The sequence below is a fragment of the Xylophilus sp. GW821-FHT01B05 genome (assembly GCA_038961845.1).
GTDB lineage: Bacteria > Pseudomonadota > Gammaproteobacteria > Burkholderiales > Burkholderiaceae_C > Xylophilus.
This window is the reverse complement of sequence record CP152408.1, coordinates 1670714-1686908: the sequence shown is the minus strand read 5'-3', so window position 1 is coordinate 1686908 and position 16195 is coordinate 1670714. Positions and strand designations below refer to the sequence as shown.

16 protein-coding genes are annotated in these 16195 nt (G+C 64.4%); 9 read left to right on the top strand and 7 right to left on the bottom strand.

Annotated features, from left to right (window positions below):
- Positions 1-45: 45 nt before the first annotated feature.
- Positions 46-1368 (bottom strand): homoserine dehydrogenase, encoded by a 1323-nt coding sequence (locus tag AAFF27_07940; GenBank protein XAH25110.1) that lies wholly within the window; start codon positions 1366-1368, stop codon positions 46-48.
- A gap of 87 nt (positions 1369-1455) precedes the next feature.
- The gene (locus AAFF27_07935) at positions 1456-2700 is read right to left on the bottom strand and encodes a pyridoxal phosphate-dependent aminotransferase (GenBank protein ID XAH25109.1); all 1245 of its coding nucleotides are present in this window, start codon (positions 2698-2700) and stop codon (positions 1456-1458) included.
- 101 nt (positions 2701-2801) lie between these two features.
- Here AAFF27_07935 and AAFF27_07930 point away from each other — a divergent pair, with 101 nt between their 5' ends.
- The 4 genes from AAFF27_07930 (at position 2802) to AAFF27_07915 (ending at position 6258) form a co-directional block, all read left to right on the top strand.
- Positions 2802-3185, top strand: a complete 384-nt coding sequence (locus AAFF27_07930) for an Mth938-like domain-containing protein (GenBank protein XAH25108.1) — start codon at positions 2802-2804, stop codon at positions 3183-3185.
- 157 nt (positions 3186-3342) lie between these two features.
- Positions 3343-3822: a peroxiredoxin gene (locus AAFF27_07925; GenBank protein XAH25107.1), complete on the top strand. Its 480-nt coding sequence runs from the start codon at positions 3343-3345 to the stop codon at positions 3820-3822.
- A gap of 199 nt (positions 3823-4021) precedes the next feature.
- Positions 4022-5848 (top strand): PhoH family protein, encoded by a 1827-nt coding sequence (locus tag AAFF27_07920; GenBank protein ID XAH25106.1) that lies wholly within the window; start codon positions 4022-4024, stop codon positions 5846-5848.
- A gap of 20 nt (positions 5849-5868) precedes the next feature.
- Entirely contained in the window at positions 5869-6258 is a 390-nt protein-coding gene (locus AAFF27_07915) for a hypothetical protein (protein ID XAH25105.1), read from the top strand.
- Positions 6259-6338: 80 nt separating this feature from the next.
- On the opposite strand, the gene dnaB is transcribed toward AAFF27_07915, so the two are convergent.
- From dnaB to rpsF, 5 genes are all read right to left on the bottom strand, one after another.
- Positions 6339-7745, bottom strand: a complete 1407-nt coding sequence (gene dnaB, locus AAFF27_07910; GenBank protein ID XAH25104.1) for a replicative DNA helicase — start codon at positions 7743-7745, stop codon at positions 6339-6341.
- 161 nt (positions 7746-7906) lie between these two features.
- Entirely contained in the window at positions 7907-8359 is a 453-nt protein-coding gene (gene rplI / locus AAFF27_07905) for a 50S ribosomal protein L9 (GenBank protein XAH25103.1), read from the bottom strand.
- A gap of 12 nt (positions 8360-8371) precedes the next feature.
- Positions 8372-8656, bottom strand: coding sequence for a 30S ribosomal protein S18 (gene rpsR / locus AAFF27_07900; GenBank protein XAH25102.1), 285 nt, complete (start codon positions 8654-8656; stop codon positions 8372-8374).
- 18 nt (positions 8657-8674) lie between these two features.
- The gene (priB, locus tag AAFF27_07895; protein XAH25101.1) at positions 8675-8965 is read right to left on the bottom strand and encodes a primosomal replication protein N; all 291 of its coding nucleotides are present in this window, start codon (positions 8963-8965) and stop codon (positions 8675-8677) included.
- Positions 8966-8979: 14 nt separating this feature from the next.
- Positions 8980-9408, bottom strand: a complete 429-nt coding sequence (rpsF, locus tag AAFF27_07890; GenBank protein ID XAH25100.1) for a 30S ribosomal protein S6 — start codon at positions 9406-9408, stop codon at positions 8980-8982.
- Positions 9409-9672: 264 nt separating this feature from the next.
- On the opposite strand from rpsF, the gene grpE reads away from it, so the two are divergent.
- From grpE to leuC, 5 genes are all read left to right on the top strand, one after another.
- Positions 9673-10227: a nucleotide exchange factor GrpE gene (gene grpE, locus AAFF27_07885; GenBank protein XAH25099.1), complete on the top strand. Its 555-nt coding sequence runs from the start codon at positions 9673-9675 to the stop codon at positions 10225-10227.
- A gap of 151 nt (positions 10228-10378) precedes the next feature.
- Positions 10379-12322, top strand: a complete 1944-nt coding sequence (dnaK, locus tag AAFF27_07880; GenBank protein ID XAH25098.1) for a molecular chaperone DnaK — start codon at positions 10379-10381, stop codon at positions 12320-12322.
- A gap of 81 nt (positions 12323-12403) precedes the next feature.
- On the top strand, positions 12404-13552 hold the full coding sequence (dnaJ, locus tag AAFF27_07875; protein ID XAH25097.1) for a molecular chaperone DnaJ: 1149 nt from the start codon (positions 12404-12406) through the stop codon (positions 13550-13552).
- A gap of 246 nt (positions 13553-13798) precedes the next feature.
- Positions 13799-14737 carry a LysR family transcriptional regulator gene (locus AAFF27_07870; GenBank protein XAH25096.1) on the top strand — a complete coding sequence of 313 codons (939 nt, stop codon included), beginning with the start codon at positions 13799-13801 and terminating at the stop codon, positions 14735-14737.
- Between the two features lie 31 nt (positions 14738-14768).
- Positions 14769-16190 (top strand): 3-isopropylmalate dehydratase large subunit, encoded by a 1422-nt coding sequence (gene leuC / locus AAFF27_07865; GenBank protein ID XAH25095.1) that lies wholly within the window; start codon positions 14769-14771, stop codon positions 16188-16190.
- Positions 16191-16195 lie beyond the last annotated feature (5 nt).

Sequence of the window (16195 nt, the reverse complement as noted above, 5' to 3'; positions counted from 1 at the left end):
AGCACTCCAAAAGTAATACCTTCCATTGTATTACCCCGAGAAGTATTACGCCAATTCTTCCTTGCGAATCCGCACGATGGGCGCCAGCACCGTCGGCAGCGCCTGCACCTGGGCGATCACCGCATCCATCGTGCCTTCGCGCGTGTCGTGCGTGAGGATGATCAGGTCGGTCTGGGCTGCGCCCTCGCCGCCCACTTCGTCGGATTCGCGCTGCAGCACCGCGTCGATGCTGATGCCGGCCTCGGCCAGCAGGCCGGTGACCTTGGCCAGCACGCCAGCCTGATCGGCCACGCGCAGGCGCAGGTAGTAGCTGGTGACCACGTCGGCCATGGGCAGCACGCGCAGGTCGCTCATGGCGTCGGGCTGGAAGGCCAGATGCGGCACGCGATGGCCCGGGTCAGCGGTGTGCAGGCGGGTGATGTCGACCAGGTCGGCAATCACCGCGCTGGCGGTCGGCTCGCTGCCGGCGCCCTTGCCGTAGTACAGCGTGGTGCCCACGGCATCGCCCTGCACCACCACCGCGTTCATCGCGCCTTCCACATTGGCGATCAAGCGCTTGGCCGGCACCAGGCTCGGGTGCACGCGCAGCTCGATGCCCTGCGCGCCGCGCTTGGTGATGCCCAGCAGCTTGATGCGGTAGCCCAGTTGCTCGGCGTACTTGATGTCCTGCGCGCCGAGCTTGGTGATGCCCTCGACATAGGCCTTGTCGAACTGCACCGGGATGCCAAAGGCAATCGCCGACATCAGCGTGAGCTTGTGCGCGGCGTCCACGCCTTCGATGTCGAAGGTCGGATCGGCCTCGGCATAGCCCAGGCGCTGGGCCTCTTTCAGCACGGTGTCGAAGTCCAGGCCCTTGTCGCGCATCTCCGACAGGATGAAATTGGTGGTGCCGTTGATGATCCCGGCGATCCACTGGATGCTGTTGGCGGTCAGGCCTTCGCGCAGCGCCTTGATGATCGGGATGCCACCGGCCACGGCCGCCTCGAAGGCCACCATCACGCCCTTCTTGTGCGCGGCCTCGAAGATCTCCGTGCCATGCACCGCCAGCAGCGCCTTGTTGGCCGTGACCACGTGCTTGCCGGCGGCAATCGCCTCCAGCACCAGTTCACGCGCCAAGTCGTAGCCACCGATGAGCTCGATCACGATGTCGATATCGGGGTTGCGGATGATGTCGCGCGGGTCGGCCACCACGGCAGCCGCATCGCCCACGATGGCCAGCGCCTTGGCCTGGTCGCGGCGCGACACCGCCACGATCTCGATGCCCCGGCCTGCGCGTCGCGTGATTTCTTCCTGGTTGCGACGAAGGACTTCGAACACACCGCTACCCACGGTGCCAATGCCCAGCAGGCCTACTTGAATCGGTTTCATATCAACTTTTGGAACAAAATGGGCTCTAGCCCAGGCGGCGCCTGGACTAGGCGCTACGTTTTAGTTACGACATGACTTGGGTACAAGTCAGTCTGCACTAGAGCTCGCCTTGGAGGCTCGCTTGCGATAGCTCTCAAGGAAGCGCGCAATACGGCCAATGGCCTCGCGCAGATCATCCTCGTGCGGCAGGAAGACGATGCGGAAGTGATCCGTCGTCGGCCAGTTGAAGCCCGTGCCCTGCACCAGCATCACCCGCGTCTCTTGCAGCAGTTCCAGGAAGAACTGCCGGTCGTCAGCGATGGGATACACCGCCGGATCAAGCCGCGGGAACATATAGAGCGCGGCCTGCGGCTTGACGCATGTCACGCCGGGGATGGCGGTGATCAGCTCATAGGCCAGGTCGCGCTGGCGGCGCAGGCGCCCGCCCGGGCCCACCAGGTCGTTGATGCTCTGGTAGCCGCCCAGCGCAGTCTGGATCGCCCACTGCCCCGGCACGTTGGCGCACAAGCGCATGTTCGAGAGCATGTTCAAGCCCTCGATGTAATCCTGCGCAGCACGCTTGTCGCCCGACAGCACCAGCCAGCCGGCGCGGTAACCACAAGAGCGATAGCTCTTGGACAGCGAATTGAAGGTCAGCGTCAGCACGTCTTCCGACAAGCTGGCAATCGCCGTGTGCTTGACGTCGTCGAACAGCACCTTGTCGTAGACCTCGTCCGCAAAAATCACCAGGCCGTGCTGGCGCGCGATCTCGACGATGCTCTTCAGCAAGGCATCGGAGTACAGCGCGCCGGTCGGGTTGTTCGGGTTGATCACCACGATGCCCTTGGTGCGCGGCGTGATCTTGGCGCGGATGTCGTCCAGGTCAGGCATCCAGCCGTTGGCTTCGTCGCAGCGGTAGTGCACCGGCGCCCCGCCCGACAGGCTTGTCGCCGCGGTCCACAGCGGGTAATCGGGCGCCGGCAGCAGCAGCTCGTCGCCATCGTTGAGCAGCGCGTTGGTCGACATCGCGATCAACTCCGAGGCGCCATTGCCCAGGTAGATGTCATCCAGCGTCACGCCCTTGATGCCCTGCTCCTGGGTGTAGTGCATCACCGCCTTGCGCGCCGCAAAAATGCCCTTGCTGTCCGAGTAACCCGCCGAATTCGGCAGGTTGCGAATCATGTCCTGCTGGACTTCCTCGGGCGCATCAAAACCGAACACCGCAAGGTTGCCGATGTTGAGCTTGATGATCTTCTGGCCTTCTTCCTCCATCTGTTTCGCGCGGTCCATGATGGGACCGCGGATGTCATAGAGAACGTTGGCAAGCTTGGCGGATTTCTGGATGGCCTTCAAAGTCCCTCCGGGGGTGTGCAAGAGCGGGGAAACCTATAATTGAACCACAAGTCCCACCCGCCTTCCCGGCCCCGCGCCCCTCCCTCTCGCCCCCACATCCCATGAAACTGCAGCCCGATAAATTCGACGTGCCAGCCATCAGCGGCTATGGCCCGGGCTGGATCGCGGTGGACGGCGAGCGGATCGAAGCCAGCGTGGTGATCAGCTCGCGCGGGGAGCGGCTGGCCTGGAACTGCAGCCGCTTCGAAGACCTCACGGCCGAGCACTTTGCGCTACTGGCAACGCTGGATGCAGAACTGGTTATTTTTGGCAGCGGCCAGCGCAACCGCTTTGCGCCGCCAGCCTGGCTGCAGCCCCTGATTGCGCGTCAGGTCGGCCTGGAGGCCATGGACACCGCAGCGGCCTGCCGCACCTACAACATCCTGGCCGGCGAAGGCCGCCATGTGGTTGCCGCGCTGCTGCTGGAAACCACCATCAACCCCTGACGCCTACAGGCCCATATGGCCGCAAAACTGCGGCCAAAGCGGTAGATGGTAAAATCGCAGACTGCGGTTGGGGGCCAGAAGGAAGGGCCAGGTGAAAACCTGGCGCTCGTCCCCCGGCTTTCAACGACCACATCCTGGCACAGGAAATAGAACTCATATGGCGATCGTTGTCAACAAGCCCATTCCCGAATTCGAAGCGAACGCCACGAACGGAATCAAAGTATCCAACACTTCCCACCTGGGCCACACGGTCGTACTGTACTTCTACCCCAAGGACAATACACCGGGTTGCACCACGGAAGCGATGCAATTCCGTGACCGCTACAAGGACTTCGTGAAGGCCGGCGCCACCGTGTTTGGCGTCTCGCGCGACAACATGCGCTCGCACGATGAATTCAAGGCCAAGCTCGAGCTGCCCTTCGAACTCATCGCCGACACCGAAGAAAAAATGTGTCACATGTTCGGCGTGGTCAAGAACAAGATCATGTACGGCAAGAAGGTCAAGGGCATCGAGCGCAGCACCTTCCTGATCGGTGCCGATGGCCTGCTGGCCGCCGAATGGCGTGGCCTGAAGGTGCTTGGCCACGTGGATGAAGTGCTCGCCGCGGTCAAGGAAATCAACCGCAAGGCTGCTTGATCTGCGGGCCTGCGCTACGGAATTTCTGAATTTGCAACGCGGCGCATTCCCGGCCAGCCGGGACATGGCGCTCATGCATAATGAATTCATGACGCAGGCCATTACTACCGCGCTCACCACCAAAAGCCGTCTGGGTTTCCAGGCGGCTTTTTTGTTTTTCGTCCCGCCCTCCCTTGTCCTTTTCGCGAGCTGAACGCCCATGCCCCTGCCTCCCGCTCCCACGAAACGCGCTGCCATTCTTCCTGTTGAAGCCTATGACACGCCGGACCCCGCAGCCTCCAGCCGCGCGGTCGGACGACGCCCCGCTGCGCCACGCAACGACACCCCGGTGGAATTGCATGCCGTACCCGCTGCCAATAGCGCGCCAGCCGACGCACCTGCGGCCGCCACGCCGCCCACGGCGTCCCTGCTGACGGCACACCCCAGCGGCAAACGCCCGCATGCGCCATCAGCGCAAGCCTCGGCACCAGCGCAGACCGAGGCGGCGCCACGCCCCTCAGCCCGTGGCCGCACGCGACCGGCCCCTGCCCCCGCCGTTGTCGCGGTGGCGCCAGTTGCGACGCCAGCACCAGCCCCCGCTGCGCCGCCACAGGCCACGTCCAGCGGCCGCGCGCGCAAGACGCGCACCGCTGGCGCGCCGAGCAAGCTCTTTGTGCTCGACACCAATGTGTTGCTGCACGATCCGATGTGCCTGTTCCGCTTCGAGGAACACGACATCTTCCTGCCGATGATCGTGCTGGAAGAGCTGGACGGCCACAAGCGCGGCATGACCGAAGTGGCGCGCAACGGCCGCCAGGCCAGCCGCACGCTCGATGCACTGGCTGGCGCCCAGGGCGCCGACATCGCCAAGGGCCTGAAGCTCGACGCCACCGGCCACCGCGAAGTCGGCGGCAGCCTGTTCTTCCAGACCGAGCCGCTCAACTACGCACTGCCCACCAGCCTGCCCCAGGGCAAGGCAGACAACCAGATCCTGGGCGTGGTCGAGGCGCTGCGCGACAAGTTCGCGCCGCGCGAGGTGGTGCTGGTGTCCAAGGACATCAACATGCGCGTCAAGGCACGCGCGCTCGGCCTGGACGCCGAGGACTACCAGAACGACAAGGTGCTGGAAGACGGCGACCTGCTGTACTCCGGCGCGCTGGCGCTGCCGCCCGACTTCTGGATCAAGAACGGCAAGAGCGTCGAGAGCTGGCAAAGCGGCGGCAGTACCTACTACCGCATCGCCGGCCCCGTGGTGCCCAGCCTGATGGTCAACCAGTTCGCCTACTTTGAGGCACCGGGCGAGCAAAGCCTGTACGCCCGCGTTACCGAGATCCGCGACAAGACGGCGGTGCTGCAGACGCTGAAAGACTACGGCTCGGCCAAGAACGCGATCTGGGGCGTGAACACCCGCAACCGCGAGCAGAACTTCGCGATGAACCTGCTGATGGACCCGGAGGTTGACTTCGTCACCCTTACCGGCACGGCCGGCACCGGCAAGACGCTGATGGCCCTGGCCGCCGGCCTCACGCAGGTGCTGGACGACCGCCGCTACACCGAGATCATCATGACCCGCGCCACCGTGAGCGTGGGCGAGGACATCGGCTTCCTGCCCGGCACGGAAGAAGAAAAGATGGGCCCCTGGATGGGCGCGCTGGACGACAACCTCGAATTCCTCGCCAAGGGCGACGGCGGCAACGCCGGCGAATGGGGCCGCGCCGCCACCAACGAGCTGATCCGCTCGCGCATCAAGATCAAGAGCCTGAACTTCATGCGCGGCCGCACCTTCCTGAACAAGTACGTGATCATCGACGAGGCGCAAAACCTCACGCCCAAGCAGATGAAGACGCTGATCACCCGTGCCGGCCCCGGCACCAAGATCATCTGCATGGGCAACCTGGCGCAGATCGACACGCCCTACCTCACGGAAGGCTCCTCGGGCCTGACCTTTGCGGTGGACAAGTTCAAGGGCTGGCCGCACGGCGGGCACATCACGCTGGCGCGCGGTGAGCGCTCGCGGCTGGCCGACTTCGCCAGCGAGGTGCTGTAAGGCACACCGGAGAACACGCCATGGGAATCGGATGGATGACCGCGCTGAAACTCGTCCCCTGGGGCGATGTGATCGAGGCCACGCCCAAGATCGTGAAGGGCGCGAAGAAGCTCTTCACCTCCACGCGCGAGGCCGCCAGGCCCGCCGCGGGCGGCGTGGCGACGGTGCCACCCGACAGCAACGACCCGGCGGCCATCGCCCAATTGGCGCATGCACTGCAGGCGCAAGTAGCGGCACTGGAAAAAGAGCAGCGTGACTCGGCCGAGCTGATTGCCTCGCTTGCGGAGCAAAACGCACTCATCGTGAAGGCGGTCGACGCGCTGCGAAAGCGCGTGCGCCTGCTGAGCGCCGTCTGCATCGTGCTGCTGGCCAGCGTCACGATGCTGGTGGTCTGGGCGGCGCAGCGCTGATGCACACGCCGTAGCACTATCAAATAGATAGCTAAAGGCCGGCGCCAATCCTTGGCTTCCGGCCTTTTTTCTTTAAATTTTCAGAAATCCCCGCCACCGCCAGAGGCCAGGCTCTCAAACCGGGTCAGCGGCTTCAGGAAGGCCAGCTTGACGGTGCCGGTCGGGCCGTTACGCTGCTTGCCGATGATGACCTCGGCCACGCCCGGCTCCTTGCTGTCCTTGTTGTAGTAGTCGTCGCGGTAGATGAACATGATGATGTCCGCGTCCTGCTCGATGGCGCCGGATTCACGCAGGTCAGACATCATCGGGCGCTTGTCGGTGCGCTGCTCGACCGAGCGGTTGAGCTGCGACAGCGCGATCACCGGGCACTGCAGCTCCTTGGCCAGCATCTTCAGGCCCCGCGAGATTTCGCCCAGCTCGGTGGCGCGGTTGTCGCTGCCGCTGGAGCTGGAGCCGCTCATCAGCTGCAAATAGTCGACCACGATCAGGCCGAGCTTGCCGCACTGGCGCGCCAGGCGCCGGGCGTTGGCGCGCAGCTCGCTGGGCGTAAGGCCCGGCGTCTCATCGATGTGCAGCGACACGGTGCGCAGCCGCTCGATGGCCTCGGTCAGGCGCGGCCATTCGTCGTCGCTGAGCTTGCCGGTACGCAGATGGCCCTGGTCGATGCGGCCGATAGAGCCCACGATACGCACCGCCAGCTGCGAGGCGCCCATTTCCATCGAGAACACCGCCACCGGCAGGCCCTCGTTGAGCGCCACGTGCTCGGCGATGTTCACCGCAAACGCGGTCTTGCCCATGGACGGCCGCGCCGCCAGCACCACCATGTCGCCGGCCTGCAGGCCCGAGGTCATGCGGTCCAGGTCGATGAAGCCGGTCGGCACGCCGGTGATGTCGTTCGGGTTGTCCGCCATCTCCTGCACACGGTCGAGCAGCTCCACCACCAGGGTGTCCATGCTCTGGAAGCCCTGCTTCATCCGCGAGCCTTCTTCGCCGATGTTGAAGATCTTCTGCTCGGCCTCGTCCAGGATCTTGGCGACCGGCCGGCCCTGCGGGTTGAAAGCGTTGGTGGCGATCTCGTCGCTGGCCGTCACCAGCTTGCGCAGGATGCCGCGCTCGCGCACGATTTCCGCGTAGCGGCGGATGTTGCTGGCGCTGGGCACGTACTGGGCCAGCTGGTTCAGGTACACCAGCCCGCCCACTTCCTCGGCCTTGCCCTGGCTCTGCAGGTGCTCAAAAACCGTGATCACGTCGGCCGGTTTAGAGCCGTTGATCAGCACGCTGATGGCCGTGAAGATCAGCTGGTGCTCAAAGCGATAGAAGTTGTCTTCTTTAAGCAGGTCGCCCACGCGGTCCCAGGCGCCGTTGTCCAGCAGCAAGCCGCCCAGCACGCTGGATTCCGCCTCGATGGAGTGCGGCGGCACGCGCAGCTGCGCCACCTCGTGGTCGGTGGAGGAGTCGCGAGAGCTGAAGCTGGAGACGGCGGGCATGGATTTCTTTGGGGGCATCGCATCCTACGGCGCAAACGCGCAAGCGGCTGTGGATAAAGCTGGGCACAAAGCGTGCACCGGCGGTTGATTGCACGGGACAAGCTGTGGACCCAAAACAAAAGCCGCCCGAAGGCGGCTTTTGCAAAGGCGGTGGACAGCGCTTACGCGGTCTCGCCGTAGACGGTCACGGTGATTTCAACCGTTACGTCGGTGTGCAGTTGCACGCTGACGGTGCTGTCGCCAACGGTCTTGATCGGACCGTTAGGCAGGCGCACTTGCGACTTGGCAAGCTTGTAGCCGTTCTTGGCCAGTTCTTCAGCGACGTCAGCATTGGTGACCGAACCGAACAGACGGCCATCAACGCCGGCCTTCTGGGTCAGCTTGACGGTCGTGCCGGCGAGCTTCTCGCCTTGGCCTTCGGCTTCCGCCAGCTTGGCGGCAGCAGCCTTTTCGAGTTCGGCGCGCTTGGCTTCGAACTCAGCCTTGGCGGCAGCGGTGGCGCGGCGGGCGCGGCCTTGCGGGATCAGGAAGTTACGGGCGTAGCCGTCCTTCACCTTGACGATTTCGCCCAGGGTGCCGAGGTTCACGACCTTGTCGAGCAGGATGATTTGCATGACAGGGGCTCCTTAGTTGGACTTGTGCTGGTCGCTGTACGGGACCATGGCCAGGAAGCGTGCGCGCTTGATGGCGGTGTTGAGCTGACGTTGGTAGATCGCACGGGTGCCGGTCAGGCGCGCCGGGGTGATCTTGCCGTTTTCGCCGATGAAGTCACGCAGGGTGTCGACATCCTTGTAGTCGATTTCTTCGACGCCGGCGACGGTGAAGCGGCAGAAGCGCTTGCGCTTGAACAGCAGCGACTGGGTGTTGCGCTTCGGGCGCTTGTCTTTGTTGAATTTCTTGAACGTGGCCATGGCTGGACCTCTCGAAAATTAATCTTGCTGGAATTCCTGGATATGCAGGACGGCATGCCTGCCGTTGCGGGGAGTGGCCAAAAAGCCGCTGAAGCGCCAGATGCTGCCGACCGCCTGCTTGGCAAGCCGCTCAGCGGTAGAGCCGAAAGCGACCGCCTTGATGGCTGCTTTCACATCCCGCGGCTGGCCGGCTTCTGTGATCTTTGACTCGTGTTCGAGTCGCAGATCCAGTGCGGGCAGCCCGGCGGGTGTGTAGCGCATGGCGTTCACTTCGGCGATGCTGGCACCCAGGATGACCTGGTTTTCCACTCCGTCGCCGGGCCTTAACGGTCCCGGTCGCCCCGGTCGTTGCGCTCGCCGCGGTCCGGACGCTCGCCGCGTTCGCCGGAAGCGGCGAATTCAGCTTGCTGGGCCTTGCGCGCTTCTTCGCGCTCGACGGTCTTCATCATCGAAGACGGGCCGGTGTCGGCCTTCTTGCGCAGCACGGTCAGGTGACGCAGCACGGCGTCGTTGAACTTGAAGGCATGCTCCAGTTCAGCCATCACGGCCTGATCAGCCTCGATGTTGATGCACAGGTAGTGGGCCTTGGCCAGCTTGTTGATGAGGTAGGCCAGTTGACGGCGACCCCAGTCTTCCACGCGATGGACCTTGCCACCGCCAGCGGTGATCATGCCCTTGTAGCGCTCAAGCATGGCGGGAACCTGCTCGCTTTGATCCGGGTGGATCAGCAGGATGATTTCATAATGACGCATAGACTCTCCTTGTGGCTGGGCCGTCGTTGCCGAAAGATCGACGGCTTGGGATAACAGTCGCCCGCTGCGTCAAGTAGCGGTACGACAAGGCAAAGCCGGCGATTATAGCGCGCTATTTATGCGGCTACATTTCTTGCATTCGCGGCAACCGTAGCCATCTGCAAAAAGCCCGCCCATGTCACAAATCGCAAAACCATGCTCTTGAAAAGGTGGATAGCCGCCGTCAAGTTGCGCGCGTGTCAACCTGAAACGTCTGTTGAACTGATGACCGAGAACACCCAACCCCATTCCGACCTGCCCGCCAACGCCAGCCCCGAAGAGATCGAGGCGGCCCTGCACGCCAACGCTGCTGACGCCCTGGCTACCGCCCAGGCCGAGCTGGCCGCCCTGCAGGCCAAGAGCGCCGAGCTGGCCGACCAGTTCCTGCGCGCCAAGGCCGAGGCCGAAAACGCCCGCCGCCGCGCAGAGGATGAGATCGCCAAGGCGCGCAAGTTTGGTATCGAGAACTTTGCGGAAAGCCTGCTGCCGGTGGCCGACAGCCTGGACGCCGCCCTGGCGGTGAAGGACGCCACCCCCGAGCAACTGCGTGAAGGGGCCGAAGCCACGCTGCGCCAGCTCACCGCGGCGCTGGAGCGCAACAAGGTGCTGGCGATTGCGCCGGCCGCCGGCACCAAGTTCGACCCGCACCAGCACCAGGCGATCAGCATGGTTCCGGCCGAACAAGAGGCCAACACGGTGGTGGCAGTGTTGCAAAAAGGCTACTCCATTGCCGACCGCACGCTACGGCCAGCGCTGGTCACGGTGGCCGCACCCAAGTAAGAAACCGGTTTTTTCGTGGATGCCGCGAGGGCGGCACTGCGCGATGGGCCTGGGACGGCCCTTGAATCGCGCGAAGTTATCCACAACTCGGCTCTAAGCCAAATAAACACGGCGGCAACGCCAACTCACATTTCAGATCAGGAGAAATCTCATGGGCAAGATCATCGGCATCGACCTGGGCACCACGAATTCGTGCGTCGCCATCATGGAAGGCAACACCACCAAGGTCATCGAGAACGCGGAAGGTGCGCGCACCACGCCTTCCATCGTCGCCTACCAGGAAGGTGGCGAAATCCTCGTCGGCGCCTCTGCCAAGCGCCAGGCCGTGACCAACCCGCGCAACACGCTCTACGCGATCAAGCGCCTGATCGGCCGCAAGTTCACCGAGAAGGAAGTGCAGAAGGACATCGACCTGATGCCCTACAAGATCGCTGCCGCCGACAACGGTGACGCCTGGGTGGAAGTGCGCGGCGAGAAGATCTCTGCCCAACAGGTCAGCGCCGACATCCTGCGCAAGATGAAGAAGACCGCCGAGGACTACCTGGGCGAAGCGGTGACCGAGGCCGTGATCACGGTGCCCGCCTACTTCAACGACGCCCAGCGCCAAGCCACCAAGGACGCTGGCCGCATCGCCGGCCTGGATGTCAAGCGCATCATCAACGAGCCGACCGCCGCTGCACTGGCCTTTGGCCTGGACAAGAACGAAAAGGGCGACCGCAAGATCGCCGTGTATGACTTGGGCGGCGGCACCTTCGACGTGTCCATCATCGAGATCGCCGACGTCGACGGCGAGAAGCAGTTCGAAGTGCTGTCCACCAACGGCGACACCTTCCTGGGCGGTGAAGACTTCGACCAGCGCGTGATCGACTACATCATTTCCGAGTTCAAGAAGGAACAAGGCGTCGACCTGAGCAAGGACGTGCTGGCCCTGCAGCGCCTGAAGGAAGCCGCCGAGAAGGCCAAGATCGAGCTGTCTTCGTCTGCCGCCACCGACATCAACCTGCCCTACATCACGGCAGACGCCAGCGGCCCGAAGCACTTGAACATCAAGCTCACGCGCGCCAAGCTGGAAGCACTGGTGGAAGAGCTGATCGAGCGCACCATTGCGCCTTGCCGCACCGCCATCAAGGATGCTGGCGTGTCCGTCTCCGACATCCATGACGTAATCCTGGTCGGCGGCATGACCCGCATGCCCAAGGTGCAGGAGAAGGTCAAGGAATTCTTCGGCAAGGAACCGCGCAAGGACGTGAACCCGGATGAAGCCGTGGCCGTGGGCGCCGCCATCCAGGGCCAGGTGCTGTCGGGCGACCGCAAGGACGTGCTGCTGCTGGACGTGACGCCGCTGTCGCTGGGCATCGAGACCATGGGTGGCGTGATGACCAAGATGATCACCAAGAACACCACGATCCCGACCAAGTTCGCGCAGACCTTCTCTACCGCCGACGACAACCAGCCGGCCGTGACCATCAAGGTGTTCCAGGGCGAGCGCGAGATCGCCTCGGGCAACAAGGCGCTGGGCGAGTTCAACCTGGAAGGCATCCCGCCGGCACCGCGCGGCACGCCGCAGATCGAGGTGTCCTTCGACATCGACGCCAACGGCATCCTGCACGTGGGCGCCAAGGACAAGGGCACGGGCAAGGAAAACAAGATCACCATCAAAGCCAACTCCGGCCTGTCGGAAGAAGAAATCCAGCAGATGGTGAAGGACGCCGAGCTCAACGCCGCCGACGACAAGAAGAAGCTCGAACTGGTGCAGGCGCGCAACCAGGGCGAAGCCTCGGTCCACAGCGTGAAGAAGAGCCTGGCCGAGCACGGCGACAAGCTCGACGCTGGCGACAAGGAAGCGATTGAAGCCGCCGCCAAGGATTTGGAAGAAGCCCTGAAGGGTGAAGACAAGGCCGCAATCGAAGAAAAGACCACGGCACTGATGACCGCCAGCCAGAAGCTGGGCGAAAAGGTCTATGCCGCAGAGCAAGCCGCCCAGGCTGCTGCAGGCGCCGCCGCCGGTGGCGAGCAGCCGCAGGCACAGGCCTCTGCTGCTCCGCATGACGACAACGTGGTCGATGCCGAGGTGAAGGAAGTCAAGAAGGGCTGAGCAAGCCCCCTCGATGCGCCGCGCAGGGTTCTGAAAAGGGCCGGCGCGGCGTTCCCGTTCCAGTGAGCAGGCTTGGAAAAGATGGCGAAAAGAGATTACTACGAGGTCCTCGGCCTTGCGAAAAACGCAAGCGAAGAAGACATCAAGAAGGCGTATCGCAAGCTCGCGATGAAGCATCACCCGGACCGCAACCAGGGTGACGCGAGCAAGGCTGCCGAAGAGAAGTTCAAAGAGGCCAAAGAGGCCTACGAAATGCTCTCCGACGCGCAAAAGCGGGCCGCCTACGACCAGTACGGCCACGCCGGCGTGGACCCGAACATGCGCGGCCCGGGCGGCGCTGGCGCGGAAGGCTTTGGCGGCTTCGCCGAGGCCTTTGGCGACATCTTCGGCGACATGTTTGGCCAGCAGCAGCGCGGCCGGGCCGGCGCGGCCGGTGGCCGGCAGGTCTACCGTGGCGGCGACCTCAGCTACGCGATGGAAATCACGCTGGAGGAAGCCGCCAAGGGCAAGGACGCGCAGATCCGCATCCCCACCTGGGACAACTGCGACACCTGCCACGGCAGCGGCGCCAAGCCCGGCACCAAGCCAATCACCTGCACCACCTGCAACGGTGCCGGCTCGGTGCAGGTGCGCCAGGGCTTCTTCAGCGTGCAGCAGACCTGCCCACAATGCCGCGGCACCGGCAAGATCATTCCCGAGCCCTGCACCGCCTGCCATGGCCAGGGCAAGATCAAGCGCCAGAAGACGCTCGAAGTACGCATCCCCGAAGGCATCGACGACGGCATGCGCATCCGCAGCACCGGCAACGGCGAGCCCGGCACCAATGGCGGGCCCTCGGGCGATCTGTACATCGAGATCCGCGTGAAGAAGCACGAGATCTTCGAGCGCGACGGCGACGACCTGCACTGCCAGGTGCCGGTGAGCTTCATCACCGCCGCGCTCGGCGGCGAGATCGAGGTGCCGACCATCGGCGGCAAGGCCGCCATCGACATCCCCGAAGGCACCCAGGCCGGCAAGCAGTTCCGCCTGCGCGGCAAGGGCATCAAGGGCGTGCGCGCCAGCTACCCCGGCGACCTGTACTGCCACATCGCGGTAGAGACGCCGGTCAAGCTGACCGAGCACCAGCGCAAGCTGCTGAAGGAGTTGGACGAGTCCCTGAAGAAGGGCGGCGGCCGGCACTCACCCAACGGCGAAAGCTGGACGGACAAGCTGAAGAACTTGTTTAGCTAAAGCCCGCCCCAGGCCCAGCCCAAAGCCCGCCGTGACCACGGCGGGCTTTTTTATTCGCAACTCCTGAATTGATAGCTACATGCCCAGGTGCAGCAAGGGCTAGAGGCCTAAAAGGCTTAAAAACTTCTGTCGCAGCCGACGGCGAGCGGCATAGCTGCCATCGCATACCACGACGACAAAGGGCATTTTTAAGGGGGAAAATACAGCCCACGTCGCCAGACACGATGGCCACGACACATAAACCCCATGAACTCCCTCGACCGCAGCTTTGCGCGCCGCATCGACCTGACCTCGCTCCAGCTCTTCGTGGCGGTGTGCGAGCAGGGCAGCATCGGGCGCGCGGCCGAGCAGGAGTTCATTGCGGCATCGGCCGTCAGCAAGCGCCTGTCCGACCTTGAAGCCACCGTTGGCGCGCCGCTGCTGGAACGCCACAGCCGCGGCGTGCGCCTGACCGCCGCCGGCGACAGCCTGCTGCACCACGCGCGCAGCCTGCTCTACGGGCTGGAGAAGATGCAGGGCGAGCTGCAGGAGTACGCGGGCGGCGTGCGCGGCCATGTGCGCATCCACGCCAACATTTCGGCCATCGTGCAGTTTTTGCCCGAAGACCTGGGCTCGTTCGCACGTGCGCACCCCGAGGTCAAGATCGACCTCGAAGAACACCTCAGCAGCGAAGTGCTCGACGCCGTGCGCCAGGGCGCAGCCGACATCGGCATCTGCCGCCTACCCACTGGCGGCGGCGCCAATGGTGTCGCCGAGACGCTGCAGCGCCGCAGCTACCGCCCCGACCAACTGGTGCTGGTGGTGCCGCAGGGCCATGCGCTGGCCGGCCGCTCCGCCATTGCTTTTGAAGACGCACTGGACTACGACATCGTCAGCCTGCAGGCGCACAGCAGCCTGAGCCTGGCCATGCAGCAGGCCGCCGCGGCCGCAGGCCGCACGCTCAAGCTGCGCATCCGCGTCACCGGCCTGGACGCCATGTGCCGCATGATCGACAACGGCCTGGGCATAGGCGTGCTGCCCGAGCGCGCCTTCACCCTGATGCAGGGCGTGGGCCGGCTCCGCGCCGTGCCGCTGACCGACGCCTGGGCGCAGCGCGAACTACAACTGGTGGCACGCGATTTCGACGCGCTACCCACCACCGCACGCATGCTGGTCGAGCACCTGACCAGCGCAAGCACACCATAATTTCCACCCCACGAAAGCAAGAGACTCCACCATGGGACGCACCCTCTACGACAAGATCTGGGACGAACACGTCGTCCACACCGAAGAAGACGGCACCGCGGTGCTCTACATCGACCGGCACCTGGTGCATGAAGTCACCAGCCCGCAGGCCTTCGAAGGCCTGCGCGAGGCCGGCCGCAAGGTCTGGCGCGTGAGCTCCATCGTCGCCACCGCCGACCACAACACGCCCACCACCGGCTGGGAGCGCGGCTACGACGGCATCACCGACCCGATCAGCAAAGAGCAGGTCACCACGCTCGACAAGAACATCGCCCAGTACGGCGCGGCGGCCTTCTTCCCCTTCCTGCACAAGCGCCAGGGCATCGTGCACGTGATCGGCCCAGAGAACGGCGCCACCCTGCCCGGCATGACCGTGGTCTGCGGCGACTCGCACACCTCCACCCACGGCGCCTTCGGCGCGCTGGCGCACGGCATCGGCACCAGCGAGGTCGAGCACGTCATGGCCACGCAAACCCTGCTCGCCAAGAAGGCCAAGAACCTGCTGGTGAAGGTGGAAGGCACGCTGGCCAATGGCGTGACCGCCAAGGACATCGTGCTGGCCATCATCGGCAAGATCGGCACCGCCGGCGGCACCGGCTACACCATCGAATTTGGCGGCGCGGCCATCCGCGCGCTGAGCATGGAAGGCCGCATGACGGTCTGCAACATGGCGATCGAAGCCGGCGCCCGCGCCGGCCTGGTGGCGGTGGACCAAAAAACCATCGACTACGTGCGTGGCCGCCCGCTCTCGCCCACCGGCGTGGAATGGGACCAGGCAGCGGCCTACTGGAAGACGCTGCACTCCGATGCCGACGCCAAGTTCGACACCGTGGTCGAGCTCGACGCCAGCCAGATCGTGCCGCAGGTCACCTGGGGCACCTCGCCCGAAATGGTGCTGGGCATAGACGCGCGCACGCCCGATCCGGACAAGGAAAAAGACGCCAACAAGCGCGGCGCCATTGAGCGCGCGCTGACCTACATGGGCCTGGAGCCAGGCAAGGCGCTGAACGACATCTATGTCGACAAGATCTTCATCGGCTCTTGCACCAACAGCCGCATCGAGGACATGCGCGAAGCCGCCGCCGTGGTCAAGAAACTGGGCCAGAAAGTCGCCAAGAACATCAAGGTGGCCATGGTCGTGCCCGGCTCCGGCCTGGTGAAGGAGCAGGCCGAGCGCGAAGGCCTGCACGAGATCTTCAAGGCCGCCGGCTTTGAATGGCGCGAGCCCGGCTGCTCGATGTGCCTGGCCATGAACGCCGACCGGCTGGAACCCGGCGAGCGCTGCGCCTCCACCAGCAACCGCAACTTCGAAGGCCGGCAAGGCGCGGGCGGGCGCACCCACCTGGTGAGCCCGGCGATGGCGGCAGCGGCCGCCGTGCACGGCCATTTCGTCGACATCCGCACCTTCGCCTGAACCGG